The sequence below is a fragment of the Enterococcus sp. SB12 genome, from assembly GCF_030910025.2.
Taxonomy (GTDB): Bacteria; Bacillota; Bacilli; order Lactobacillales; family Enterococcaceae; genus Enterococcus_B; species Enterococcus_B faecium.
In genome coordinates, this window is the sequence record NZ_CP175675.1 from 680,694 (window position 1) to 704,669 (window position 23,976).

Sequence of the window (23,976 nt, forward strand, 5' to 3'; positions counted from 1 at the left end):
AGAGTGTTTTCCTGTAGAAGAGACAACCCAAGTAGCAGCCTGTCGTTTCTATCCTTTTTTGTTATGCACTCTTTTTGACATTTACTCCACCAATAACGAAGGGTACAATAAAAAGTAATAACAAACAAAAGGAGTACAGAAATGATTGAATTCATCTATGTAAGTAAAAGTTACGGGAAAAAACAAGCATTAAAAGACTTGTCTCTCTCGATAAGACAAGGGGAAATTTTTGGATTTTTAGGACATAATGGTGCCGGAAAATCAACTACGATTAAAAGTTTAGTTAGTATTATTGAACCATCATCGGGAACGATTTTAGTAGATGGAATGAAATTGACGGAAAATCGCTTGAGTATCAAACAAAAAATCGGTTATGTGCCTGATTCACCAGATATTTTTTACAATTGACGGCTGGAGAATATTGGGACTTGATTTCAGCTGCCTATGAATTAGACACACAAAAAAAGAAAAGCGTTTAGCAGAATTGACAGCGCTTTTTGATATGTATAGTCATCAAAATGAAACAATCGCAAGTTTTTTACATGGAATGCGTCAAAAAACGATTTTGATCGGCACGTTGCTGCCGGATCCAGATATTTGGGTATTGGATGAACCTTTGCAAGGACTTGATCCTCAAGCAGCATTTGATTTGAAAGAAATGATGAAGGCTCATGCCGCAAAAGGAAAAACGGTCATTTTTTCTACACATGTATTGGATACCGCACAACAGTTATGCGATAAACTGGCTATTTTGAAGAAAGGTGAATTGATTTATCAGGGGGCAGTTAGTGAATTATTGAATGGCTTACCTGATGAAACGCTAGAAAAGATTTATTTGAAAATGGCTGGAAGGCAAGCGACAGGAGATGGGCCGTATGTATAAGCGACAATTATTAGAATTAATTCGAGTTAATCTTTTATATGTTAATCCACAGCTCACGAATAAAGCAAGAGAGAAAGGAAAAAAGGGAAAGCGATTAACTATCTATCTTTTGTCTCAAAACCTTCTTTCAGGGCTGATTTTTTACTGATTTACGGATTTGCTATGTTTGCTATGAACTTTGTTAAATTGCCAGGTTTCTTTACTTATTACGTGGCACTTTTTGGTATGTTAGGTTTAACTCAAAGTATATCAGTCATTTATAATATCTTTTTTGAAGGAAATGACCTGCAAGTATTTTTGCCTCTGCCTTTTGGACAAGGACAGGTTTTTTCAGCAAAGATTTTGGCAGTTGCTTTGACCATCATTCCTTTTGTTTTTCCGCTTCTAGTCATGTTTATTTTAACCGGATGGCGAGCTGATCTAGGGATTTTGCTTACTATCATTATCTCGATCCTTTTGTTTTCTCTATTTTTGATTATTCTTTTTTGTCTGGCTAGTTTGATTGTTTTTGGTTTGGCTCGAACAGCAGTGTTTAAAAAACATAGAAAAACAGTTTCTAGTATCTTGCTTGGCAGCTCGATGCTGATCGCATTTGCTGGAATCATGTGGATGAATCATCAAACGGGGACTATTGAAAATGAGTTAACAGATCGGCATCCGATTTCGATATTATTGCCATTCTATTATGCTGCCAGTCAGCCACTTTCTCAACAAGGTTTATTGGGTTGGGGAATACTAGCTATCATGGCTCTGGGATTTTTCCTTGCTGTAAAACAGCTGATAGTACCAAAGCTTACAGAGCAACTGACTGATTCAAACAGTGAGTTCAAAATAAAAAGAACCCATAAAAAGAACCAAAATGTGCATCAGCTTTTATTTAGTTACAATGCTCAATTAGTAAAAGAACCTAATTTGATTATGCAAGTTCTTTCTTCTTCCTTGTTAACTCCAATCATTTTTATTCTTGCTTTTGCCCTAGGAGGCGAAATAAAATTAACTGATTTAGATAATAAGTTAGTCGGTGTTGTTTTCCTAGTAGGGATCGCATTGGCTTTCTTAACAGTTAATCAGACTTCTTTTATCAGTAATCTTATTTCTTTGGATCAAGAAAATTTTCTGTTTATCCGTTCTTTGCCAATCTCTATGAACCAATATTTAAAAGAAAAGTTCAGATTCGGATGGATATTGCAGAGTTTTTTAACTGGTGGGATCGCATTATTAAGCGGACTGTCTTTTCGGCTGCCTTTGTTTTTTATCCCTAGCTTGCTATTTGGTTCTTTATTCGGCTGCTACTTATTGTCACTACGTTATTTCGCTAGAGATTATCGGTTGCTGCTACTGAACTGGACCAATATTAACCAATTATTTAACAGAGGTTCAGGAAGTTTGGGTTTAGTCGCAACTATGATGGGTTCATTGATCATCAGTATTATTCTTATCGTCTTATACGGAATGTTGGCTTTGTTTTATCCATTTTGGTTAGTGAATATTCTTGTGATCGGTTTAGTTCTAATACTTTCCGCTCTATGGATCGTTTATTATCAACGAACGTTTTGGAAAAAATTTGAATAAAGAAGAGGGGCCGTGACAAAAATCAATGTCGCAGCCCCTTTTTTACAGATAGAGGGTGTTCAAAAGTCAGTTTCTCAGTATTAAGTCAATTTTATGTAAAAGTGTGAGAAGCTATTTTTACAAAACTTTTTTTAATACTCAAAATTACTTCTTATTGCTCCTGCGGTTACTTGTTGCAATGTTTGTGAGAGATTTTGTCATCGCTCAAGGCTGAACGTCTCTTTCACAACTTTTTCTTTGTTACACTTCGTTTATTTAAAAAGCCGTTTTTTTCGTTTCAACATGATGGCATCACGCTTTACTTTGAAATTACGGATGTTATGGTTAAAGACTTCTGATAATACAAGACCTAAAGCGATTGCTCCAGCAATCATAATTGCTTGGACCGCATAATGAGCCGCTTCTCGATAGGATTCAGTAACGAGATTTCGAACCGCTTGATAAGCTAAACCACCAGGGACTAGAGGAACCATCCCGGGAATATTGAAAATCGTTACGGGCATTTTCAAACGTTTAGAGAAAAGATCGCTGATGAATGCTACTCCTAAAGAACCAAGCAATGAACCAAAAGCAGCGGATCCGCCTATTTGAACACAGATCCAGTAGATCATCCAGCCAAAAGCACCAGAAAGACCACAACAAATCAATGAACGCCTAGGTACATTTGTAATAACGGCAAATGCCGCAGTCGCTAAAAAACTAAAAGAAAACTGAATAAATATCGTCCCCATACTTGTATTCCTTTCCTAATAAAAAAGCTGGAAAATAAAAGCAATCGCAAAACCGATCATCGTAGCAGTCATCATCGCTTCTGTTCCGCGAGAAACTCCTGAGACATAATGGCCAGCTAGCAAATCACGGATAGCGTTCGTAATTTGAACCCCAGGAACTAAAGGCATCACACATCCGATAATGATTAGATCCTGATTGATTCCTAAGCCAAAACGTACGCTGTAGATAGCGGCTATGCCAATCAATAAAGAAGATAAAAATTCCGATAAAAATTTGATTCTAAAAAATTTCAAACTATATAGATAAGCTGCGTATCCCAATCCTCCAATGACTAAAGTCACAGGTAAATCGGTCATCTTTCCGCCAAATAACACCATAATCGTTCCACTGATCACTGCCGCGCTAACGATTTGCAACCAGACAGGAAAGAAAGAACGGTCTCGGTCGATTGCTTGCAGTTCGCAGTAAAGTTCTTCTAATGTTAGCTCTGAAGCAACATATTTACGTGAAAGATCATTTACTTTTACTACTTTTTCTAAATTAATCGAACGGTTGGTAATTTGTTCCATTCGGATAGTCGAGATACGATCAAGACCAATAAAGAGACCGGTTTGAGTGACATAGCTGACCAAACGGAAATTTCCAGAAGCTAAAGCAATTCGACTCATCGTATCTTCTACCCGATACATCTCCGCATTGCTTTCCATCATGATTTTCCCAGCGAGTAAACAAGTGTCCAGCAACAGATCTAATTTTTTTCCCGTCATAGCATCTTCTCCAATAATTGATTGATTAGTTTTATTTTACTACAAAACATACCAGAAGCGTAAAGAATAAAAAAACTTGAGGAAGGAATAAAAGAGGCGTATACTGTTTTTGTATTGCGGGTGTAGTTTAGTGGTAAAATCCCAGCTTCCCAAGCTGATGTCGCGGGTTCGATTCCCGTCACCCGCTTAAAATAGGTTGTGAAAAAGCTGCTCTGCAACAAGTAATAAGAACAGCCAAGCAAAAACAATTTTTACTTGGATGGACTTATTACCGCAGATGCAAGCTTTTGCGCACCGTTTACCAAGCGGTTTTGAAATCAGTGTATTGTCTTGAGTATGAAGAAAATTTTTGAATAATAATAAATACCTTACAGATAGAGTTGTGACTGATTAGAGACGAGGAATCCGTCTCTTTTTTGTATTTTTAAACCATCTTAAAATTGGTTTTATTTTTTTGCTGTTTCTATTTCTTTCCAGTATTTATTTATAGGGGAACATATGTTAAGATTTAGGGAGCTGTTAGTAAAGGAGTAAAGAAATGAGCAAAAAAACAACCAAGGCGATCGTGGGGATCGTCGCTGCTGTGATTGCAGGGGCATTCGGTGTTTCCACCACACAAAAAGATTCAGATATTTTTCAGCAGATTACAACTATTTTTGATTCCACACCACAAGCTTCTCAAGTAGCGGATGTGCCAGAATATGATGGAAAACATCAAGAAATAGAAATCAATGGGAATCAGCCGGAATTTACAAAAGAGGATCTTAGCCTTTCCAAAGGAACATGGGAAAGCTATTCAAATATTGATAAATTGAACAGAGTAGGACAAGCCAATGCTATGCTTGGAAAAGATTTGTTCCCTACTGAAAAGAGAGAGCCTTTGTATATTGACCCGACAGGTTGGAAACAAAAGAAATTAAGTGACGGGCAATGGTTATATAATCGCAGCCATTTAATTGGCTTCCAGCTGACTGGTCAAAATAACAACATTAAAAACTTGATGACAGGGACACGTTCGTTGAATGCTCCATACATGCTTGCTCACGAAAATGATATTGCGGCATATATCAAAGAAACAAATCATCATGTACGCTACCGTGTCACTCCTCATTTTGAGGGGGATGAACTGGTAGCCAGGGGAGTGCAATTGGAAGCAGAAAGCATTGAAGACAAAAAAATTGAATTTAATGTCTTTATCTACAATGTTCAAGATGGCTACACGATCAATTATGAGACAGGACAAGCAACAAAAACAAAAAATTAGTAGCAGCTATTCGAATTTTTTATGAATATTATGAAAAAATTGTGTAAAAACATACATTCAAAGAAATATAGCGTATACTTTATGAAAAGAGTACTTTTGATAAAGCTACAGAAAAAAGGAAAAAAACATACAAATAGTGTTTCTTAATTTATTCGGAAGTTTGGAATATTTGTTTGTAGTTTTCCCTTTCTTCGAGTAAAATAAGGTTGTAGAAGGTAAGCTGGAATTACCTTGCGGGAAAGAGGTGTAGAATCATGGGTTTTACAGATGAAACCGTACGTTTTGGTTTTGACGATAGTCGCAAAAAAGAAGTGAGCGAAACATTAGCGATTGTTTATCGGGCTTTGGAAGAAAAAGGCTACAATCCAATCAATCAGATTGTCGGCTACTTGCTTTCTGGAGACCCGGCCTACATTCCTCGTTATCGTGATGCTCGAAATTTGATTCGCCGTCACGAACGCGATGAAATTATGGAAGTAATTGTCAAGGACTACCTCTCAAATCATGGAGTGAATTTATGAGAGTAATGGGCTTGGATGTCGGTTCTAAGACAGTAGGTGTTGCTATCAGTGACCCCTTTGGCTGGACAGCTCAAGGAGTAGAGATCATTCGGATCAATGAAGCAGAAGAAGAGTTTGGCTTTGATCGGTTGAAGGAATTAGTAGCACAATATGAAGTAGACCGGTTTGTAGTTGGATTACCTAAAAATATGAACAATTCCATCGGACCAAGGGCAGAAGCTTCCATGTCATACGGAGAAAAGATCAAAGAACTATTCTCCTTGCCAGTTGATTATCAAGATGAACGATTAACCACTGTTCAGGCAGAACGTATGCTAGTAGAGCAGGCAAATACTTCAAGAGCCAAACGAAAAAAAGTCATCGATAAATTAGCAGCTGTGATGATCTTACAAAATTATTTAGACGGCTCAGGTAAGCAATTATTTTAATAATAAAAGAAAAGAGGTAATCTTATGACAGAACATAACCATTCCCACGACCATGAAGGACACGAACACATCACATTGGTGGATGACCAAGGAAATGAAACATTATATGAAATCCTACTAACAGTTGACGGACAAGAAGAATTTGGACGTAACTATGTTCTTTTATATCCTGCTGGTGTTTCAGAAGATGAAGATGTAGAATTACAAGCTTATGCATACATCGAAAACGAAGATGGAACAGAAGGCGAGTTAGAACAAATCGAAACAGACGCAGAATGGGATATGATCGAAGAAGTATTCAATACATTCATGGCGGAAGAAGAAGAATAGAACAAAAGAATTGATATGGTGCAAGAAAGCTGGACTCTCTGAAAAGGAGAGCCCGGTTTTTTTGTTTAGCACTACATTTCCTTAAAAAGTAGAAAAGCTTTCGAAGCCTCGTTCGTTTCTTTTACTGTATAATATAAGCAAAGAGTAAAAATCGCTAAAAGATATAAATAAGAGAAAGGATATACAAGATGATATGATTGGTCTGATTTATTTTGTGGTGATCGTTCTGGCAAATACAGTTGGCGCTATTTCCGGCATGGGCGGAGGCGTGTTGATCAAACCGATTCTTGATCTTATCGGTGCCCATTCTATTGCAGGTATTTCTTTTTACTCAACGGTTGCGGTATTCACGATGTCTATTGTTTCGACAGTGCGACAAGTATCAAGTGGGAAATCGCTGAATTGGCAGATTGTCGGTTGGGTATCTGGTGGAGCTGTAGTTGGAGGAATAGCCGGTAACATTGTATTCGAAGTTTTTTTACAGTTGTTTGAAAATGAAAAGCATGTGCAGCTGATCCAAATTTTCTTGACGGTATTGACCTTGGTTTTTGCGTTCTTCTACACCAAGCATCATCAGCCAAAATTTCATCTAACGTCATGGATTTGGTATCTTATATGTGGGGTGATCTTGGGCTTTTTAGCTAGCTTTTTAGGTATCGGTGGTGGACCCATCAATGTTTCATTGCTGATGCTGATGTTTGCCTTGCCAATAAAAGAAGCAACGCTGTATTCTCTATCTACGATTTTCTTTTCTCAACTGGCTAAATTGGTAACGATTGCTTTAACAAGTGGCTTTATGCGCTTTGATTTATCTATGTTGTTTTATATTATCCCCGCTGCTGTTATTGGAGGTTTGTGGGGAGCAAAATTTAGCAGGATTTTGTCTCCAAAAAAAGTGACCTTTATTTTTCAAGCGATTGTCATCATGGTTCTTTTGATCAATTGTTACAATGCCTTTGTCATCTTGCAAACATTAAAATAATCTAGACTAACGCAAGTCAAAATCACTGAAACATATTGTTTTAAATGGAAAAAGTATACTATGATAAAAAAATTCATTTTAAAAAATCAGACATTGGCTGGTGATTTGGATGTTACGGGAAATGCGTTTAGAAGATGCAGAAGCACTACGTGAAATCAATGCGGATCAATTAGGGTATGATATACCATTAACCGTTACGGTGAGACAAATGAAGAAACTGCTGAAGGAGCCAGAGAAAAATTTTTTCTTGGTTTATGAAGATCCTACTTCTAAAAAAGCAGCTGGCTATGTACAAGCGGAGTCCTATGAATCGATTTTTAGCGATCCAATGTTCAATATTATGGCACTTGCTGTGTCTAAATATGCTGAAAAAAGAGGAATCGGAAAGGCTTTGATGACTGGCGTAGAAGAAGAAGCGAAAAAACGAGGAATAACGGCAATAAGGCTTAATTCTGCAGAATACAGAGTAGAAGCACACCAATTTTATGAACACATCGGTTATCATTCCGATAAAATGCAAAAAAGATTTTTGAAAATCCTGTAAATCTTTATCACAAAAATACCCGATCATCAAGCCGATACTTGATGATCAGGTATTTTTGTTTTTTTGACTAAGAAAGTAATTGCATCAAGAAACCAGAGATGATCAAAACGATGGCACCACCAAGCCGATTGCCCATTTGAGCAAAAGCAATAAGTTCCATCCGATTAGCTGCAGATAAGACAGCTACATTTCCTGTTCCGCCCATCGAGTTGTTGCATAAGCCAGCAGTAATAGTTGATTCGATTGGATATAAACCAAACAAACGACCGACAAATCCTGAAACAACTGAAATCGCGATAACACTTGTCAGACATAAGACAACAAATTGCCATGTCAAAGCAGAAGCTAATACATTCAGATTCAACAACGCAATACCGATACCGGCAAGAACAGCTGCTGTCAAGTTTTTGACAATCAAGTTATTGAACATGATAGCTGCATCTTCATAATATTCTGGTAATAGGTTGGCGATTTTACAGATGACAACGATAATAATCATAAATGCGTATGCATGGACTTTAGGAACAAAATAGTTACCAATTTGTCCTAAGATGAAGAAAGTCAATGATACCATCAAACCAACACCTAACTGTGGAATGGAAGGTTTCACAGTTCGAGGTTTTCCATCGCCAAGATCGCCTTTTTCCATTAATTTACCATTGCCGTTGAATTTTGGCATTGATTGTCCAGCACGAGCAACTAATGCTGCACCGATGATAGCTAAGACATTTGTCATTGCTGTAGCAGGAATCAGGCGGGAAATGATAGAAGAAGCATCCGTACCTAAAACATTTGCATAAATCGTTGATAAAGGAACGGCTCCGGCTCCAACACCACCAGCCATCGCAGGTAATGAGATGTATAAAACGGAATTTGCAAAACCATTTCCGATAAGCATGCCCACGAGTCCTACGGCAAAAAAGGAGACGACCATTGAAATAAGTGCAACGGGAATAAAACGAACAGAAGCTTTCATCAATAGATTACGGTTCATACCAAGGATGCTACCAGTAATCAAGGCAGCAATATAAAAGTCCAAAAAGCCCATATTGCTGACAAAGTTTTCTGTGGATTTCACTACATATTCAGGTAAGATCCCAAATGTAGCAATCGCAGCAGAAGCGAAGATCGCAAAAACGGAACCACCACCCAAATAACTTTTGACGATAGGGATTTTTGTCCCGATAAAATGAAATAAATTACCGAAAATAACCAAAACTGCGATTGGTCCAATCATATTCGTCGGTAATTTCCCTAAAGCCATTGCAATGATCAGGACAAGGACCATGATCAAATAAAGTGGCAAACTTACGCCGGTGATTTTTGTGGACCAAAAACCTTCTTTTTTCTTTTCCTCAACTGCAGTTGCAGTTGTTTTTTTTTGTGCCATTTTTACAGATCCTTTCTTATTCTGTATCGTATGAAAAAAGCCAAAGAAAAGCGGCAAAAGAGCAGGAGTTGGCTGGCCGCTGTTTTGCCGCAGTCGCTTTTTTCTTTTTAGACGTCATACAAAGTTTCTGTATGTTCTTTTACTATAACGATCTTAATCTTCTAAAGATTTATATTCAGGAACCCATTTAGCAGATTCAACTGCTTCTTTGATATCCGTGATTTCTTCACGATTCAAGTTTTGTGCGACAACTGATTTTGCGACAGTTTCAGCAATCGTTTGAGAAAATTCAGTGATTTTTGCTACTGGAGGCAAGATAGCTGCTCCTGGTTTTGTTACATCAACGATTCCGCCTAATGCTCGACTAGCTTGAGAAATGATTTCAGCATTTACTCGTGTAGCTGTTGAAGCAATCAAACCAAGTCCTAAACCTGGGTACATCAAAGCATTATTTGCTTGACCGATTTGGTAAGTTACACCATTATATTCAACATCAGCAGCAGGGATACCTGTTCCAACTAATGCTTTTCCGTCCGTCCATTCTATTAAATCTTTTGCTTTTGCTTCTGCCAATTTTGTTGGATTAGACAAAGGCATGATGATCGGACGTGGTGTATGAGCAGCCATTTCTTTCACGATTTCTTCAGTGAATGCTCCAGGTTGGGTAGAAGTACCAATCATGATTGTCGGATGGATCGCTTTTACAACTGCTTCTAAGTTTGTCAATTCATCAGCATTAGTGAATTCTGAGCGTTTGCGAGCGAATGGGATTTGACCAGGAGTCAATCCTTCTGTATCTTCAAACAATAAACCTTGTTTATCTACTTGATAGAAATGTTGGCGTGCTTCTTCTTCAGGTACACCTTGACGGATCATCTCATCTAAAAGGATGTTTGCGATACCCACACCAGCAGTACCAGCACCAAATGTCAAAATTATTTGATCTTTCAATTGTTCACCGGATATATTCAATCCGCCTAATACACCTGCTAGGACAACAATTCCTGTACCTTGGATATCGTCGTTGAAAGTAGTGATTTGATCTTCGTATTTTTCTAAGATCGCTGCAGCATTTCCTCGTCCAAAATCTTCCCAATGCAATAACAATTCTGGGAATAATTCGGTAGCTGATTGAACGAATTGATCGATGAATTCATAGTAAGTTTCGCCTTCTACACGAGCATGACGATTGCCTAAGTATAAGGGATTATTCAATAATTCTTCATTATTAGTACCAGCGTCGATCGATACAGGCAAAACTTGTGCTGGATTAATACCAGCAGCAGCAGTATAGACCATCAATTTGCCGATAGCGATGTCAACACCGTTCACACCCCAGTCGCCCATACCTAAGATTCCTTCTGCATCAGTCACAACAATCAAACGAATGTCTCGTCCATCTGCCGCGTTCTTCAAACTTGCTTTGATGTTTTCTGGTTCGTCGATTGAAAGAAATGCAGCATCTTGCGGTTTCAAGAAAATTTCGTTGTATTGTTCGATTGAATCCGCAACGACAGGATCATAAACGACAGGCATGAATTCAACTAAATGTTCGCCCATCAATTTATAAAACAATGTCCGATTCGTATTGAATAGATTCATTAAGAAGATACGTTTTTCCAAATCTGTTTGTTTGCTTAAGTATTGACCATAAGCTTGAACAGATTGTTGTTCCAGTGTTTGGACAGTACTTGGAAGCATACCAGTGATTCCATATTTTGCCCGTTCTTCTTTTGTAAAAGCTGTTCCTTTATTTAGAAAAGGATTATTTAATAAGTTTAACCCTGTAAGCATGAATGATTCCTCCTAAGTTTTAATACAAACGAAGTATAGAAGTTAGATGATGATATAGTCAAAAAGAGCAGGTATGATAAATTTTATTTATATGTAATATAGCCAAAAGAAATCAAAATAGCAGTATTTGTTCTTTTTATATCGACAATCCTTGCTTGAATACTATGCGTATCTCTTATATGCTAGAGAAAGAAAAGTAGAAGAATAAGGGATAGATGGAATGGATAAATAGGATTTCTGAGGAAAAAAGCACATGATAGCGTTGATAGGAGTCACCTATGTCAGGTGATAAAAATACATAAGTAGAAAATTAAGAGGAGGAACAGAAAATGCAAGAAGTTCAATTGATCAGAAAAAGCGAACTATCAGAAGGCGGTTGCAATGCATGTGGCGTAGTAGAAGCGACAAGCTATACATTAAAATTAGATTCCAATCAAGCAATAATCTCTGAACTGACAGTAGGCGGTCTTGTGGACAGTCTGGCGCTTGCTGAAGGTTTTACTGGAGAAGATATTTATGAGATGTTTTCAGAAGTCCGTCAGTTAAAAAAAGGAGAAAAATGCATAGAGGTTCATCATGAGAGCCCGAATGTGAGGTTCAAACGTGGTGATAATGAGATGATCTTCAAGAATCATGTGTCTGATCACACTGAACTATATGAAATCGTGAATCAAATACTGACTGGGCTTTTTGAATTAGGACCTTATGAGTTCAAGGAAGAAAACGGTAATCCAAAATTAAATGAAGAATGGCAAGAAACGATTGAAACACAAAGAAACAATCCACACTTATTTCAATAGTCTTCCACAGTATTTCGTAAAAATGTTGATGAAAAAGGAACACCGTTTTATCGAGAGGTTGTGAAAAAGTCGCTTAGTTTCGAGTAGTAAGAAAAATTTTGTGAAAATGGCTTTCCACATTTTTGCATAAATTTGACTTAATACCGAGAAACTGGCTTTTGAACACTGTTTATTCAAAAAAAGGGACTTTGACACGACTTTTGTCAAAGTCCCATCGGCTTTTTATCTATTTTTATTATAATCATTTCTTCCATAGTAGTGACATCTGGAATGGCTGAAATGTAAACAGATTATTTGCCTGTATCAATGTCGAAGAGTAATATAAAAAGTGTAAACGCTATCATGTTGTTTGTCATTCAATTTTTATAGAGAGAAGGCATTGAGATGGAAAAAACATATCAAGCAGGTACAAATGAAGGAATAGTAGATTTTATCAATATGGAAGATTTAGAAATCGCGGCTTCACAAGTAATCCCAGCTGGTGGTTATGGTTACATCAGCAGTGGTGCTGGCGACTTATTTACTTATCAAGAAAATGAACGGGCATTCAATCATCGTTTGATTATTCCTCATGTATTAAGAGATGTAGAATTACCCGATACAACTACACATTTTGATGAAGAAACGCTGACTGCACCAATCATCATGGCACCAGTTGCTGCTCATGGATTAGCTCATGTGAAGGCGGAGAAAGCTTCTGCAAAAGGTGTAGCAGATTTTGGGACGATCTATACAGCAAGTTCTTACGCTTCTTGTACTTTAGAAGAGATAAGAGAAGCAGGCGGGGAGAAAGCACCGCAATGGTTTCAATTTTATATGAGCAAAGATAATGGAATCAATTTGGATATTCTTGAAGTGGCCAAGCGTAATGGAGCAAAAGCAATCGTATTGACAGCGGATGCAACAGTTGGCGGAAACCGTGAAACAGACCGCAGAAATGGGTTTACCTTCCCGCTGCCAATGCCGATCGTTCAGGCTTATCAATCAGGAGTAGGCCAAACGATGGATGCTGTATATAAATCTTCCAAACAAAAACTTAGTCCAAAAGATGTAGAATTTATCGCTGCTCATTCTGATTTGCCAGTCTACGTGAAAGGTGTTCAATCAGAAGAAGATGTCTATCGATCATTAGAATCTGGTGCTGGTGGAATTTGGGTATCTAATCATGGTGGCCGTCAATTAGATGGTGGGCCTGCTGCGTTTGATTCGTTGCAATATGTGGCAGAAGCAGTAGATAAACGTGTACCAATCGTGTTTGACAGCGGTGTACGACGTGGACAACATGTTTTCAAAGCAATCGCATCAGGTGCCGATCTTGTTGCTATTGGCAGACCCGTTATTTATGGATTGTCTTTAGGAGGAAGTACAGGAGTCCATCAAGTGTTTGATTTCTTTAAAACAGAATTGGAAATGGTCATGCAATTAGCTGGAACACAAACAGTAGAAGATATCAAAAAAATAAAATTGCGTGAGAATCGTTTTATTTAAGAAACAAATGACGAAAACAAATAGGAGTGCGGCAGATGATGCCGTACTCCTATTTTTATAGTTCAAGGATGTCACTAATAGAATAATTTGAAACGAAAAAATAAAATTGAAATATTTTTTCATACTTAATAAAAAAGGAAGAATATTCATGTAAACGATTTTATTGTTTTTTTCTTTTTTATACAAAAAGGGTCATAATTTCAAGTAAACGGATGAATTCATGAGGATTTTTTGCATACTGTCTCTACTATACTTAGGTCACTAAGAAAAAGGAGTGATTTATTATGAAAAAGAACATGATTGGGATATTATTACTTTCAATACTTCTTCTAGGCGGCTTGGCAACACCAGCTTTTGCTGAGGGTCAAGCGACTTCAAAAGGAGATATTACCTTTACTGAACCAACAAATACCGTGGAGCCTCTTAACCCTACTGATCCTTCAAAACCAGTAGAGCCAGCAGATCCGGAAAATCCAGCAACTGGCCAGACAGGTCCTTTAACACTGGATGTAGTTCCCGAATTGCCATTTGGTACACACGAGATTGAAAGCGGAACAAAAACGTATCAAGTAGACGCTTCAAAAAACGATACACCTTATCTTCAAGTATCAGATCGTCGTGGTGTAGGTGCAGATGGCCAAGCACAAGGGTGGAACGTGACAGTTTCGGTTTCAGATTTTGTAAACGGTTCACAAGTTTTGCAAGGCGCTGAATTAGATTTTGGAACATCCACTGTTAAAAGTACGTCAGATAACGAATCCACTGGACCAACTAGTCAAACTGTAACTGGGTTGAGTAAAGCAAGTGCAGCGACACCAATATTTACAGCAGCAAAAGATCAAGGTCTGGGAACATGGCTTTCTGTTTATGATCCAGCAAATATCACACTGAAAGTGCCGAAAGCAGCAGCTGGAACATTCACGGCTGATTTGACTTGGAACCTCGTGGCTGGCCCAGTAGCATAGAGTATGAAATAAATTCAACAAACTGCGGTGAAAATACTATAGGTGAAGGATCTTTTACCGCAGTTGTTGTTGAAAGGATGTGGTGGACAATGAATCAAAGTAAACGACTGTTTGTTTCGTTTTTTTCTATTTTAAGTCTATTTTTCATTTTTCCGTCAATCAGTAAAGCAGAAGATTCAGCAGGAGACTTTGGGATCAAACCGGTATTTCCAGAGAATCAAATAGATAAAGCAATCGGTTATTTTGATTTATTAGTGGCACCGGAACAAAATCAGATACTAGAAGTAATTATCAGCAATTCTTCAGATGAAGAACGAACATTTGAGGTCTCTGTCAATCCGGCGGTAACGAGTGATGGTGGAACGATCGATTATAGTCAAAAAAAACCAACGTTAGATGAGACATTGCCGTTTGATGTCCGTGACGTTTTGCTCATTGCGAAAAAGGAAATCAATGTATCAGCACATGCAGAAACAACTGTACCTATAGAAGTGAAAATACCAGCAAAAAGCTTTAAGGGACGTGTATTAGCGGGTATTCATGTTTCACCTAAAGAAGAAGCTGAAACAGAAAATGCTACAGAAGGAGCACAAATCAAAAATCGTATTGCTTATAATCTCGCAGTCGTTTTACAAGAAAGTCAAGAGACGATAGAACCGGATCTGAAACTTTTATCAGGAGATTTGGACGAGGTCAACGCAAAGCCAACTGTTCAGCTTCGTTTCCAAAATCCTCAGCCTAGGATTATCAGCAATTTGATATTTACGAGCAAGATCTTTTATGAAAATCAGCTTTATATTGAAAATACGTCTAATGCATTTTTAGTTGCACCAAATTCGAATTTTCACTTGAATCTTGATTTAGCTGGTGATAAAGCAAAAGCCGGCGATTACCGCGCAGAAATCATAGCAAAATCAGGCGACAGTAATGAATGGCGATTTACACAAAACTTTACGATCGAAAAAGAAAAAGCACAAAAAGTAAATAAAAATTCCGTTTTTGCAGTACAAGAACAATCTTTCCCATGGCTTTATGCAGGATTGGTTGCTGCAGTTCTAGTGTTATTGTTAATTTTGCTGTTTTTGTGGGTCCACAAGAAAAAAGGAGAAACAACATGATGAGGTGATTTCGCTGAAAACATCGATCTTATTGGGAGGGATTATTGCAAGTTTGCTGTTCTTCAGCTGGCAAGAGCCAGTCCAAGCAGATACCAAAAGTTCAGGTACGATTACATTTTATGATCTAAGTCCAGTTCCGCATCCAAGTGGTTCAGTCAATGGCGCATCAAAACAGCAGACACATTCACCGATTTATAAAGAATCTAATCAACATGGCGTATTCCCGGAGACGAATGAACAAAAGATCCGTTTTCTTTATTTGATCATTGGTATAGAATTATGGCTTCTTGCGTGGTTGTTGTTATGGAGAAGAAAGGAAAAGGAGGATGAACATGTTGCTACAAAATAAATTTTCATTTTTTTGCTCCTTCTTTTTTACTTCGTTTTTTGTTTTAAGTATATTTACCTTTTCACCTTCGACAGAAGCTGTTGGAGCAACGCCTCCTACCATTTCTTATGATCCATACACGTATGAAAATATCGTACCTCCAAATGGTGGACGTAGTGCAGTCAATGGCGGGAAGCTTGTCCAACTAACTGGGGCTAACCAATTGCCTAAATTGACTGCTACTTATTTGAACGATGGTTCAAATGATCCTTGGAAAGGTGGCACGGTCCGTTTTCATTGGGAAAGCCATGTGAAGCTAACAAATGTACTTGATTTGGTGAATATTACTGCACAAGGATTTGCGTTTGTGGCGATCATCAATTTGCTGGAACATGTATCAAGCAGTGATGTATTAAAAGCAATTGACTGGAACAACGCCTACTTGTATATTGCCGGTGCCCCCATCAAGGTTACTAGCGGAAGTTTATTATCAGCAGGAAGCCATACCTTGCGTTTTGGGATGGGGTCGTGGGATACTAATACTCTATTAGCAGATATTATTGCTATTATTACGCGAGGCGAATTCAACGTGGACGATATCCCGCTTCAATTTGATATTACAGCTAATGTAGCGAAGATGACAGAAAACGGAGATAAATATGATACGAGCCCAAACAAAATTTTGACAAAAGGCAGATTACAGCCTTCTGTTTCGAAAAAGGCCGTTTTTTCTGTTGATTTTTATGATTCGAATAATATTATCCAAGATCGTATGTTCAATTCGATTTTAGCTCCAGCTGCAGGTAGATTTTATCCTAAATTAACTGGCGGAAACTTGAATCCAGGAGTATATGCATTTTCTACAAGTGCAGAGATAAATACGTGGAATAGTTACATCTCACCAAGTGATTCAACAGGAAAATATAATACATTTGCTGATACCACAGAATACGTGGATGGAAATAACCAGAACCTTCCAGGCTCTACCAATAGTCGGACATTGACGATGGGGCTGTCTGAAGGACGTTTTGATCAGTTGCCATTTAGTCGCTTTGATCGCGTAGTCAACTATTTTACAGGAAAAAACGTTACACAAGGAGCAACACTGACTCATACTCCAGCAAGCACAAGTGGATTGAACCAGACAGCCAATATCGTGTACAGTGGGAAAGATGCGCAAGGCGGATTGCTTTCTCCTGTTGCTTTAAAGGTATTGGAGCAGTACAAGCTAGACGGAACGGTTTTACCAACAAACTTAACAGCCGATAGTCAGTGGGGAAAGCTCCTTTCTTCTGCATCGTACCAAGTCACGGCCAATTGGTCAGCAACTGAACTAAAAAAGGGTTCGATCCATTCCAGGCTTTATTCGAAAGGAACCCAAAAATTAGCGACAGGATGGACAGATCAACTTTTCCAAACGATCCAATCAAATAACGGGGGTGTAAATACAGCTACTTCTACACTAACTGCATTGGCTTCAGGGCAATATTATTTTGATTATCGCTTGGTGGACGATGTACTTACTAACATGTATCCGTCTTTTGCGTACAAATGGCAGTCTGAACAAGCTGGAATCACCACTCTTCCTCAAATAACAGTGGCTAATTTTCCATCTGTGAGTGCAGATAGTCAGCTAAAAAACCTTAGTAGACAACCTGAGACAGGAGATCCCCTGTCTGCTCTATCAGGAGATACGATTCAAGAAAATGTGACATTCACGTTAACAAAATCTGGGGATGCGATAACCGACAAAAAAATCACGATCTCACTTCCTGAAAATACTACTTATATCAATGGTTCCTTAAAATTAAATGGTACAACTATCGCAGATACCGGCATTCAACAAGGAGTTTCTGTCCCAGCAGATCTATTGAGCAAAATAGGAGATACCATTCATCTTACTTACAACTATCAATTAAATACTGTAGATACTTCTGTACAATCCGTCAGCATACTGACAAAGGCAGCTGTACTTTCCAGCAATATTACATTAGCAGATGGTGCTAAGCTTCCTAACCCAGTTGTCCAAACATCTGCTAAAACAATTCTTGTCCCCAAACAAGAATTAACATTAGTTAATGTACCAGATGATTTTACATTTGGTAACGATCTCCCCAAACCGTTGAAGACAAGTTATTATGAAGCAAAAGGCGATTTTTCTTTTGATGTGCGGGATACTCGGCTTCCAAGCACGTCTCCTTGGCAACTGACAGGGACATTGACTTCTTTATTTAAGAATAATCAAGGTCAAGAATTAAGCGGAACAAAATTATACTTCAATCATTCTGGATCAAAGCAATTGATTCAGCAAGGTCAAAACACGTTGATTTATGAGAGTGATGGAACAGCTAAAGGAGAGGTTCTCGTTGACTTTCCCGATACCGATGGTTTACTCTTAGAGGTAAATAGCAGTACGAATGCTCAACCTGGCGCAACGTATCAAGGCATGGTCACATGGGAACTGACAGCTGGGCCAACCAGCTAAGTGATTAGAATTTGTATGGATCTGTGATAACTGTCACAGATCCTCTTTTTCAAGGATGAGAAGGAAACTTCTGCTGTTAAAATCAGAAATGCTTGGAGGAGTGGACTTGGAACTTTTCAGTTTGCTTGAAAAAAATGAACAACGGCAAATCAAACTTTTCCAACTTTTATTAGAGGAAAAAGGAGAGATTTCCGTTAATAACGTACTTACCCGCTTATCAGTTGATCGGGCTACCTTGAAAGAAGATCTGTTTTATTTACAAGCTAACTTGGAAAATATCAAACAATTGGAAATTGTTATCCAAGAAGGGAATATTTTATTAATCAGACATGGAAATATAGCAGCAGTCGATGTTTGTTATCATTGCTACTTGCGCTATTCTACAAAATATCAGATACTTCTTTATCTGTTGGAAAATGGCTCATTTGATCGGCAGAAACTTGTCATGGAACTTAATATCAGTTCGGCTACTTTGTCTCGCAGAGTGAAGGAATTAAATGATTCTTTAAATGAGTTTCATCTGAAAATAAAAAGCGGGCGGCTGACCGGTCCAGAAAGTCAAATTCGTTATTTTTATTTCCAATTATTTTGGTTTGGACGTCCTTATCTTGAAAACAAAAAAGAATACAGTGATTTATCAGGAAACACTTTTTTAGATCTGCTGCAAAAAGAGTTTAGTTTTGCTATTACAGAAGAAGGACGATTGAAATTTTAAATATGGCTTTCCATTATGAAGAAGCGAATGCGCTGTACGAAAAAATCCAAACCAGATTATAGCAATCTTCCTGTTGGATTGTTTCAAACGACACAATTTTTATTGGACCTCCATACATTTTTGACCCGTTACTTCTTTCAATATGCCTTTCCTTGGAATCAAAATGAAACGTTGGTTTTTTATCTTTTCATGATCAGTAACTTTACATTAGATACACATAACTCGCATGTCCAGGAGTTTTTGATAAGCGAAAAATACAAAGACGACGTAGTAGCTCAATTGAATCGAACGTTTAAACAATCGATAGAAGAATATTTCTCTTTTTATGTTTTTCCAGAAGAGATTTCGCAAAAGATTGCGTTGACAGTGATGCAAAATCACGCTCATTTTGCCTATTTTAGAGGATGGATGAATATTTTTGGCCAAGAAGGATTAAAACAGCGGTTAACTGAAGTAGAAGATAAACAATTCCTGGTTTTATGTGAAAGATTGGTCAGACAAACATTTGCTATTGTTGATTTTACTGAAGTAGACGAGGAAAATGCCCGCTTTGAATTATTTGCTCGCTATGCATCTATTTTGCGGACGCTGATCAAGCAGTTAGAATTACGTCTGCAAATTGCTTATGATCTTCCTTATGAAAGGCTAATGGCGGATATCGTGAAAGAAATCATCCAGGAATAATTGCTGAATACGATCAAGTATGATTTAGTCGAATACGAGAAAGAAAAGCAGTATGATATCATTTTGACTAGCCAATTGAAAGAGTACCCGTCACAGAAGTCCGCTAAAGTTTTTGTATTCACTAGCAACGAATATAATTATGATTTCCCCTATTTGAACCAATTTTTAAAAGAATGTTATTTAGAAAAATTGAATTTAAGGATGAATAAAACATGAAAATCGTGATCATTGGTGCTTCCCATGCAGGCATCACAGCTGCCCTAAATCTAAGAAAACTTCAACCGAAAGCAGAAGTTTTACTGATCGATGAAGATCATAAAGATGGACTAGGCTATGTTTCAAATGGAATCAACCTTTATTTAAAAGGAAAGATACGTAGTTTAGCTGAAGTTGCCCATAACATGCGGACTCTTCAAGAAAGTGGGGCAAAACTGATCACCAAATGGAGAGTAACTGAACTTGATCCAGACAAACATCAGCTCATCCTCGCATCCAAAGAAGGAAAAAACGAGACCATAACCTATGATAAATTAATCGTAGCAACAGGTTCCTCTCCTGTCACCTTGTATAAACAAATTGAAGCTGAAAATGTCTACACCTATAAAAATCTAGTGCAATCTAAGCAAGTACTTGCCGCTTTAAAAGAAGCAAAAGAAGTAGTGATCTTCGGTGCTGGTTATATTGGATTGGAATTAGCAGATGCTTTGAGAAATAAAGGATACATTATTCATCTAGTTGATTATATGCCGAATGTTTTATCAAGATATTTCGATAAGGATATGATCAACAGTTTTCAAAATCAGCTGCAAACTAAGCAAATCAATTTTTATCCAAATGAATTCTTGATCGATTGGAAAAAATCAGAAGAGAAAGTAGTATCCGTACAACTTCTATCTCAAGCAATAAAGGCAGATATGGTCATTTTTTCTGCCCAAACTCGTCCTAATACGACATTGTTAAAAGAAAAAGTGGCTTTGTATGAGGATGAGACTGTGATAGTCAATGAATATCTGCAGACAAGTGATCCGGACATCTATGCGATTGGAGATATCGTCCCAGTCAGTTTTGACAAAAATAAACGGCATCTCTTTTTACCTTTAGTTACTCGAGCTGTACATATGGCAAGAGCAGTAGCGCTAACTTTGAGTGGTCGGCCAACCGCTTACGACCTCAGACAAAAGATAACAGCAGCAGTCATTATAGACTACTTTTTAGGAACTGTAGGGCTGACAGAAGATGAAGCGCCATTCTTGGAACAAAATACCGGTTCGTGTTCAGGAGAATTTGATCTATTTCCATAATACGATGAAGAAAACAAAACAGTAAATGCAAAGCTGATCTACCATCCGGATACATTAGAAATAATTGGCGGACAGCTGATAAGCCAAGAATTCTTATTATCAGATTTGAACCTGCTTGCGGATATCGTGAAACACAAAACTACGATTCCACAGCTAGCAGTTGAGGATTTTGGATTTCTGTCTGAATACACCTCTCGTTTTCACTACCTCAATGAGTTAGCTTTTAAAGTACTAGCTAAGAGAGCAAATAGCAATAGAGTAGATAAAAGACTGTGAGAAATATCACGGTCTTTTATTGTGTGGGGATATAATAAATATTAATCAATTGAGAATAAAAAATTCATATAATGAAATAGCGGAAGAATTTTTTGAGCATAATATTCGCCAAAAATTTATCAAGTGATAAAATTGTTGTATAAAATGATTATTTCAGGAGGAGGAGTTAAATGTTTTTAGCATTAAATGAAATTATGCATTCAAAGTTACGTTATGCGTTAGTTGCAGGGGTGATGTTTTTGATCGCCTACCTGGTATTTTTTTTGACTGGGTTAGCTTATGGCTTAGCTCAAGATAATCGAACAGCAGTCGACAAGTGGGAGGCAGATTCGATTGTGCTTTCGAAAGATGCAAATTCAAATCTAGGGATGTCCATGATTACTAAGAAGATAGCAGAAGAAGTCGAAGGTGGGAAAGTGGCGTATCTTGCCCAGACACCTGGAGTCGTGACTAGTAAAGACAGTACAGAAGAAGGAAAAATCAATGTTAGCTTCTTCGGTATCGATAAAAATCAATTCATCATGCCCAATCTTGTTGAAGGAAAAGCTTTTGATAACGATGATGAGGCAGTAGGCGATATTAGTTTGAAAGAAGAATATGGTCTAGCCGTAGGAGATACAGTTAAGTTATCTGGTAGTGACAAGACGTTTAAACTAACTGGCTTTACGGATCATGCCAAATTCAATGTCTCACCAGTTCTCTATACAACCATCAATGCTTACCAAGAGATCCGCTTCGAAAAAGAAGATACAAGTGAAAATGCACGGATTAACGCAATAGTTGTCAGAGGTAAAATCAGTAATTTACCTGAAGATTTAGAACAGATCAAAATTTCTAAATTCATCAATGAATTACCTGGATATAATGCGCAAGTATTGACTTTTGGATTTATGATCGGATTTTTGATCGTTATTGCGGCTATTGTGATCGGGATTTTCATTTATGTACTGACGATGCAAAAGATTAATATCTTTGGTGTAATGAAAGCACAAGGGATCACAGGAGGATTTATTGCGCGTTCTGTAGTGGCACAAACATTCATTTTATCATTTGTTGGTATTCTTCTTGGTCTATTAGGAACAGTGGGAACATCCCTTGTTCTACCTGATGCGGTTCCATTCCAAAGCAATTGGCTGTTTTTTGGCGTCATTAGCTTGTTGATGTTAGTAGTAGCTGTGTTAGGCGCACTATTTTCTGTTCGGACAATCGTAAAAATCGATCCGTTGAAGGCAATTGGATAAGAAGGAGGAAGAGCATGAAAGCAATAGAATTTAAAGAAGTAGAAAAAAGTTTCCAAGATGGCGACCAAGTAGTTAAAGCATTGAAAGAAACAACCATGAGTATCGATAAAGGGGAATTTGTTGCAATCATCGGTCCTTCTGGTTCAGGTAAAAGTACTTTTTTGACTTTGGCAGGCGGATTGCAGACGCCTAGCAGTGGCTCTGTATTTATCAATGATCAAGAATTCAGTAATCAAAAAGAAAGTGAACGCGTTAAACTACGTTTTAAAGAAATTGGCTTTATTTTGCAAGCTTCCAATCTGGTTCCTTTTCTGACAGTAAAAAAGCAGTTATTATTAGTAGATAAGATCAAACATGAACATCGTCAAAAAGAAGCAAACGAATTATTTGAGCAGCTTGGCGTGGATAAGTTGATCAACAAGTATCCAGAAGAACTATCTGGTGGAGAACGGCAAAGGGTCGCAATCGCTCGTGCATTGTACAATGATCCGTCCATTATTCTAGCAGATGAACCAACTGCTAGTTTGGATTCAGAAAAGGCACGAGAAGTAGTCGATATCTTGGCAAAAGAATCAAAAGACAAAAATAAAGCAACGATCATGGTTACTCACGATACACGGCTGATTGACAAATGCGATAGAATATTTATGATGGAAGATGGTGTATTGAAAGAAAAAGAATAACCAAAAAGCAGGTGGAAAAATGATCCATCGATACAACAAAGATACACAGCAAAAAATTTTGAAAGAAGCGACTGACTTGTTTATGTCCAAGGGATATCTCGGCACTTCAACAAGAGAGATCGCACAAAAAGTTGGGATCACCCAGCCCAATCTCTATCATTATTTCGGTGATAAAGAAAAACTATATACGGCAGTTTTAGAAAACCACTTAAAAGATGTTGGAAAAGCTTTGAGAGAAATCGTTCAAACAAGCGAAACGGGATTTCAAGTGACCTTGACAAAAATGGCGCAGTTTTTGATTGAGACACATCTGGTCGATTTGTTTCTGATGCTTCACGATCTTGAAAGCAATCTTTCAAAGGAAACAAGAGATCATCTTTTCTTTCTATGGAAGAAAAATTATCGTGAACCTTTTGAAGAAATCTTTTCAGCAAACCAATCTGTGCTAAGAAATGGGATTTCAAAAGAAATCGCAGCAAGGCATTTTTTCTTAGTGTTAGCACCTTACATCACTCGGTCGAAAAGACCTGTGGAAGAACCGCTAAATGTGGCGCAATTGATCGATTTATATTTGAATGGTGTATTAGGAGAAGCGTAAAGCTGTTATATAGGGAGAAAAATAGTTAGGTGAAGAAGCAAGATATGACGAAGATCGTTATATCTTGTTTTTTTTACATAGGTAGTT

At 37.7% G+C, this 23,976-nt stretch carries 19 protein-coding genes, 1 tRNA gene and 4 pseudogenes; 20 read left to right on the top strand and 4 right to left on the bottom strand.

Annotated features, from left to right (window positions below; genetic code table 11):
* Positions 1 to 141 precede the first annotated feature (141 nt).
* Both RBL01_RS03265 and RBL01_RS03270 read left to right on the top strand, forming a co-directional pair.
* A pseudogene (locus tag RBL01_RS03265) lies at positions 142 to 883 on the top strand (ABC transporter ATP-binding protein).
* A pseudogene (locus RBL01_RS03270) lies at positions 876 to 2,455 on the top strand (ABC transporter). The pseudogenes RBL01_RS03265 and RBL01_RS03270 overlap by 8 nt, the downstream one beginning before the upstream one ends.
* Before the next feature lie 251 nt (positions 2,456 to 2,706).
* Here the strand turns inward: RBL01_RS03270 and RBL01_RS03275 are convergent.
* Both RBL01_RS03275 and RBL01_RS03280 read right to left on the bottom strand, forming a co-directional pair.
* The gene (locus tag RBL01_RS03275) at positions 2,707 to 3,186 is read right to left on the bottom strand and encodes a threonine/serine exporter family protein (protein WP_002317916.1); all 480 of its coding nucleotides are present in this window, start codon (positions 3,184 to 3,186) and stop codon (positions 2,707 to 2,709) included.
* 15 nt (positions 3,187 to 3,201) lie between these two features.
* Complete coding sequence (locus tag RBL01_RS03280; RefSeq protein WP_307780844.1) at positions 3,202 to 3,954, bottom strand: threonine/serine exporter family protein; 753 nt, start codon at positions 3,952 to 3,954, stop codon at positions 3,202 to 3,204.
* A gap of 116 nt (positions 3,955 to 4,070) precedes the next feature.
* Here RBL01_RS03280 and RBL01_RS03285 point away from each other — a divergent pair.
* The 7 genes from RBL01_RS03285 to RBL01_RS03315 all read left to right on the top strand — a co-directional run bounded on the left by RBL01_RS03285 (position 4,071) and on the right by RBL01_RS03315 (position 8,023).
* Positions 4,071 to 4,141: transfer RNA gene (locus RBL01_RS03285), tRNA-Gly, on the top strand.
* Positions 4,142 to 4,492: 351 nt separating this feature from the next.
* Positions 4,493 to 5,218, top strand: a complete 726-nt coding sequence (locus tag RBL01_RS03290) for a DNA/RNA non-specific endonuclease (protein WP_002300763.1) — start codon at positions 4,493 to 4,495, stop codon at positions 5,216 to 5,218.
* A 254-nt stretch (positions 5,219 to 5,472) separates the two neighbouring features.
* Positions 5,473 to 5,739 carry an IreB family regulatory phosphoprotein gene (locus RBL01_RS03295; protein ID WP_002290885.1) on the top strand — a complete coding sequence of 89 codons (267 nt, stop codon included), beginning with the start codon at positions 5,473 to 5,475 and terminating at the stop codon, positions 5,737 to 5,739.
* A complete protein-coding gene (gene ruvX / locus RBL01_RS03300) occupies positions 5,736 to 6,167 on the top strand; it encodes a Holliday junction resolvase RuvX (protein ID WP_002296503.1) in 432 nt (143 codons plus the stop codon). Before RBL01_RS03295 ends, ruvX begins: the two co-directional genes overlap by 4 nt.
* Positions 6,168 to 6,191: 24 nt before the next feature.
* Positions 6,192 to 6,497 (top strand): DUF1292 domain-containing protein, encoded by a 306-nt coding sequence (locus tag RBL01_RS03305; RefSeq protein ID WP_002290887.1) that lies wholly within the window; start codon positions 6,192 to 6,194, stop codon positions 6,495 to 6,497.
* A 193-nt stretch (positions 6,498 to 6,690) separates the two neighbouring features.
* Positions 6,691 to 7,479 carry a sulfite exporter TauE/SafE family protein gene (locus tag RBL01_RS03310; protein ID WP_002338511.1) on the top strand — a complete coding sequence of 263 codons (789 nt, stop codon included), beginning with the start codon at positions 6,691 to 6,693 and terminating at the stop codon, positions 7,477 to 7,479.
* 109 nt (positions 7,480 to 7,588) lie between these two features.
* Positions 7,589 to 8,023: a GNAT family N-acetyltransferase gene (locus RBL01_RS03315; RefSeq protein WP_002306155.1), complete on the top strand. Its 435-nt coding sequence runs from the start codon at positions 7,589 to 7,591 to the stop codon at positions 8,021 to 8,023.
* 67 nt (positions 8,024 to 8,090) lie between these two features.
* Here the strand turns inward: RBL01_RS03315 and RBL01_RS03320 are convergent, their stop codons facing one another.
* Together RBL01_RS03320 and RBL01_RS03325 are read right to left on the bottom strand one after the other, a co-directional pair.
* The gene (locus tag RBL01_RS03320; RefSeq protein ID WP_002317912.1) at positions 8,091 to 9,413 is read right to left on the bottom strand and encodes a 2-hydroxycarboxylate transporter family protein; all 1,323 of its coding nucleotides are present in this window, start codon (positions 9,411 to 9,413) and stop codon (positions 8,091 to 8,093) included.
* Positions 9,414 to 9,566: 153 nt separating this feature from the next.
* Positions 9,567 to 11,207 (bottom strand): malolactic enzyme, encoded by a 1,641-nt coding sequence (locus RBL01_RS03325; protein WP_002306156.1) that lies wholly within the window; start codon positions 11,205 to 11,207, stop codon positions 9,567 to 9,569.
* A 329-nt stretch (positions 11,208 to 11,536) separates the two neighbouring features.
* Between RBL01_RS03325 and RBL01_RS03330 the strand changes: the two genes are divergently transcribed.
* From RBL01_RS03330 to RBL01_RS03380, 11 genes and pseudogenes are all read left to right on the top strand, one after another.
* Complete coding sequence (locus RBL01_RS03330) at positions 11,537 to 12,007, top strand: DUF4809 family protein (protein WP_002301065.1); 471 nt, start codon at positions 11,537 to 11,539, stop codon at positions 12,005 to 12,007.
* Between the two features lie 384 nt (positions 12,008 to 12,391).
* The gene (locus RBL01_RS03335; RefSeq protein WP_002306159.1) at positions 12,392 to 13,495 is read left to right on the top strand and encodes an alpha-hydroxy-acid oxidizing protein; all 1,104 of its coding nucleotides are present in this window, start codon (positions 12,392 to 12,394) and stop codon (positions 13,493 to 13,495) included.
* A 284-nt stretch (positions 13,496 to 13,779) separates the two neighbouring features.
* Positions 13,780 to 14,460, top strand: coding sequence for a WxL domain-containing protein (locus RBL01_RS03340; protein WP_002343180.1), 681 nt, complete (start codon positions 13,780 to 13,782; stop codon positions 14,458 to 14,460).
* An 89-nt stretch (positions 14,461 to 14,549) separates the two neighbouring features.
* On the top strand, positions 14,550 to 15,578 hold the full coding sequence (locus RBL01_RS03345) for a DUF916 and DUF3324 domain-containing protein (RefSeq protein ID WP_038809388.1): 1,029 nt from the start codon (positions 14,550 to 14,552) through the stop codon (positions 15,576 to 15,578).
* 13 nt (positions 15,579 to 15,591) lie between these two features.
* A complete protein-coding gene (locus tag RBL01_RS03350; protein ID WP_038809390.1) occupies positions 15,592 to 15,927 on the top strand; it encodes a hypothetical protein in 336 nt (111 codons plus the stop codon).
* A complete protein-coding gene (locus tag RBL01_RS03355) occupies positions 15,911 to 18,391 on the top strand; it encodes a hypothetical protein (protein ID WP_307780843.1) in 2,481 nt (826 codons plus the stop codon). The genes RBL01_RS03350 and RBL01_RS03355 overlap by 17 nt, the downstream gene beginning before the upstream one ends.
* A 55-nt stretch (positions 18,392 to 18,446) precedes the next feature.
* A pseudogene (locus RBL01_RS03360) lies at positions 18,447 to 20,006 on the top strand (helix-turn-helix domain-containing protein).
* A pseudogene (locus RBL01_RS03365) lies at positions 20,003 to 21,367 on the top strand (NAD(P)/FAD-dependent oxidoreductase). Before RBL01_RS03360 ends, RBL01_RS03365 begins: the two co-directional pseudogenes overlap by 4 nt.
* Positions 21,368 to 21,537: 170 nt before the next feature.
* Positions 21,538 to 22,608 carry an ABC transporter permease gene (locus RBL01_RS03370; RefSeq protein WP_002296464.1) on the top strand — a complete coding sequence of 357 codons (1,071 nt, stop codon included), beginning with the start codon at positions 21,538 to 21,540 and terminating at the stop codon, positions 22,606 to 22,608.
* A gap of 14 nt (positions 22,609 to 22,622) precedes the next feature.
* A complete protein-coding gene (locus RBL01_RS03375; RefSeq protein ID WP_002295078.1) occupies positions 22,623 to 23,291 on the top strand; it encodes an ABC transporter ATP-binding protein in 669 nt (222 codons plus the stop codon).
* 19 nt (positions 23,292 to 23,310) lie between these two features.
* Complete coding sequence (locus tag RBL01_RS03380) at positions 23,311 to 23,889, top strand: TetR/AcrR family transcriptional regulator (protein ID WP_002306167.1); 579 nt, start codon at positions 23,311 to 23,313, stop codon at positions 23,887 to 23,889.
* The last annotated feature ends 87 nt before the right edge of the window (positions 23,890 to 23,976 follow it).

Bases quoted from the DNA above. Each gene is read 5' to 3' on its own strand.
- RBL01_RS03280 (WP_307780844.1), bottom strand. From the start codon at position 3,954: ATGACGGGAAAAAAATTAGATCTGTTGCTGGACACTTGTTTACTCGCT.
- RBL01_RS03305 (WP_002290887.1), top strand. From the start codon at position 6,192: ATGACAGAACATAACCATTCCCACGACCATGAAGGACACGAACACATC.
- RBL01_RS03340 (WP_002343180.1), top strand. From the start codon at position 13,780: ATGAAAAAGAACATGATTGGGATATTATTACTTTCAATACTTCTTCTA.
- RBL01_RS03315 (WP_002306155.1), top strand. From the start codon at position 7,589: ATGTTACGGGAAATGCGTTTAGAAGATGCAGAAGCACTACGTGAAATC.
- ruvX (WP_002296503.1), top strand. From the start codon at position 5,736: ATGAGAGTAATGGGCTTGGATGTCGGTTCTAAGACAGTAGGTGTTGCT.
- RBL01_RS03380 (WP_002306167.1), top strand. From the start codon at position 23,311: ATGATCCATCGATACAACAAAGATACACAGCAAAAAATTTTGAAAGAA.
- RBL01_RS03320 (WP_002317912.1), bottom strand. From the start codon at position 9,413: ATGGCACAAAAAAAAACAACTGCAACTGCAGTTGAGGAAAAGAAAAAA.
- RBL01_RS03330 (WP_002301065.1), top strand. From the start codon at position 11,537: ATGCAAGAAGTTCAATTGATCAGAAAAAGCGAACTATCAGAAGGCGGT.
- RBL01_RS03295 (WP_002290885.1), top strand. From the start codon at position 5,473: ATGGGTTTTACAGATGAAACCGTACGTTTTGGTTTTGACGATAGTCGC.
- RBL01_RS03355 (WP_307780843.1), top strand. From the start codon at position 15,911: ATGTTGCTACAAAATAAATTTTCATTTTTTTGCTCCTTCTTTTTTACT.
- RBL01_RS03310 (WP_002338511.1), top strand. From the start codon at position 6,691: ATGATTGGTCTGATTTATTTTGTGGTGATCGTTCTGGCAAATACAGTT.
- RBL01_RS03325 (WP_002306156.1), bottom strand. From the start codon at position 11,207: ATGCTTACAGGGTTAAACTTATTAAATAATCCTTTTCTAAATAAAGGA.
- RBL01_RS03335 (WP_002306159.1), top strand. From the start codon at position 12,392: ATGGAAAAAACATATCAAGCAGGTACAAATGAAGGAATAGTAGATTTT.
- RBL01_RS03275 (WP_002317916.1), bottom strand. From the start codon at position 3,186: ATGGGGACGATATTTATTCAGTTTTCTTTTAGTTTTTTAGCGACTGCG.
- RBL01_RS03345 (WP_038809388.1), top strand. From the start codon at position 14,550: ATGAATCAAAGTAAACGACTGTTTGTTTCGTTTTTTTCTATTTTAAGT.
- RBL01_RS03375 (WP_002295078.1), top strand. From the start codon at position 22,623: ATGAAAGCAATAGAATTTAAAGAAGTAGAAAAAAGTTTCCAAGATGGC.
- RBL01_RS03370 (WP_002296464.1), top strand. From the start codon at position 21,538: ATGTTTTTAGCATTAAATGAAATTATGCATTCAAAGTTACGTTATGCG.
- RBL01_RS03290 (WP_002300763.1), top strand. From the start codon at position 4,493: ATGAGCAAAAAAACAACCAAGGCGATCGTGGGGATCGTCGCTGCTGTG.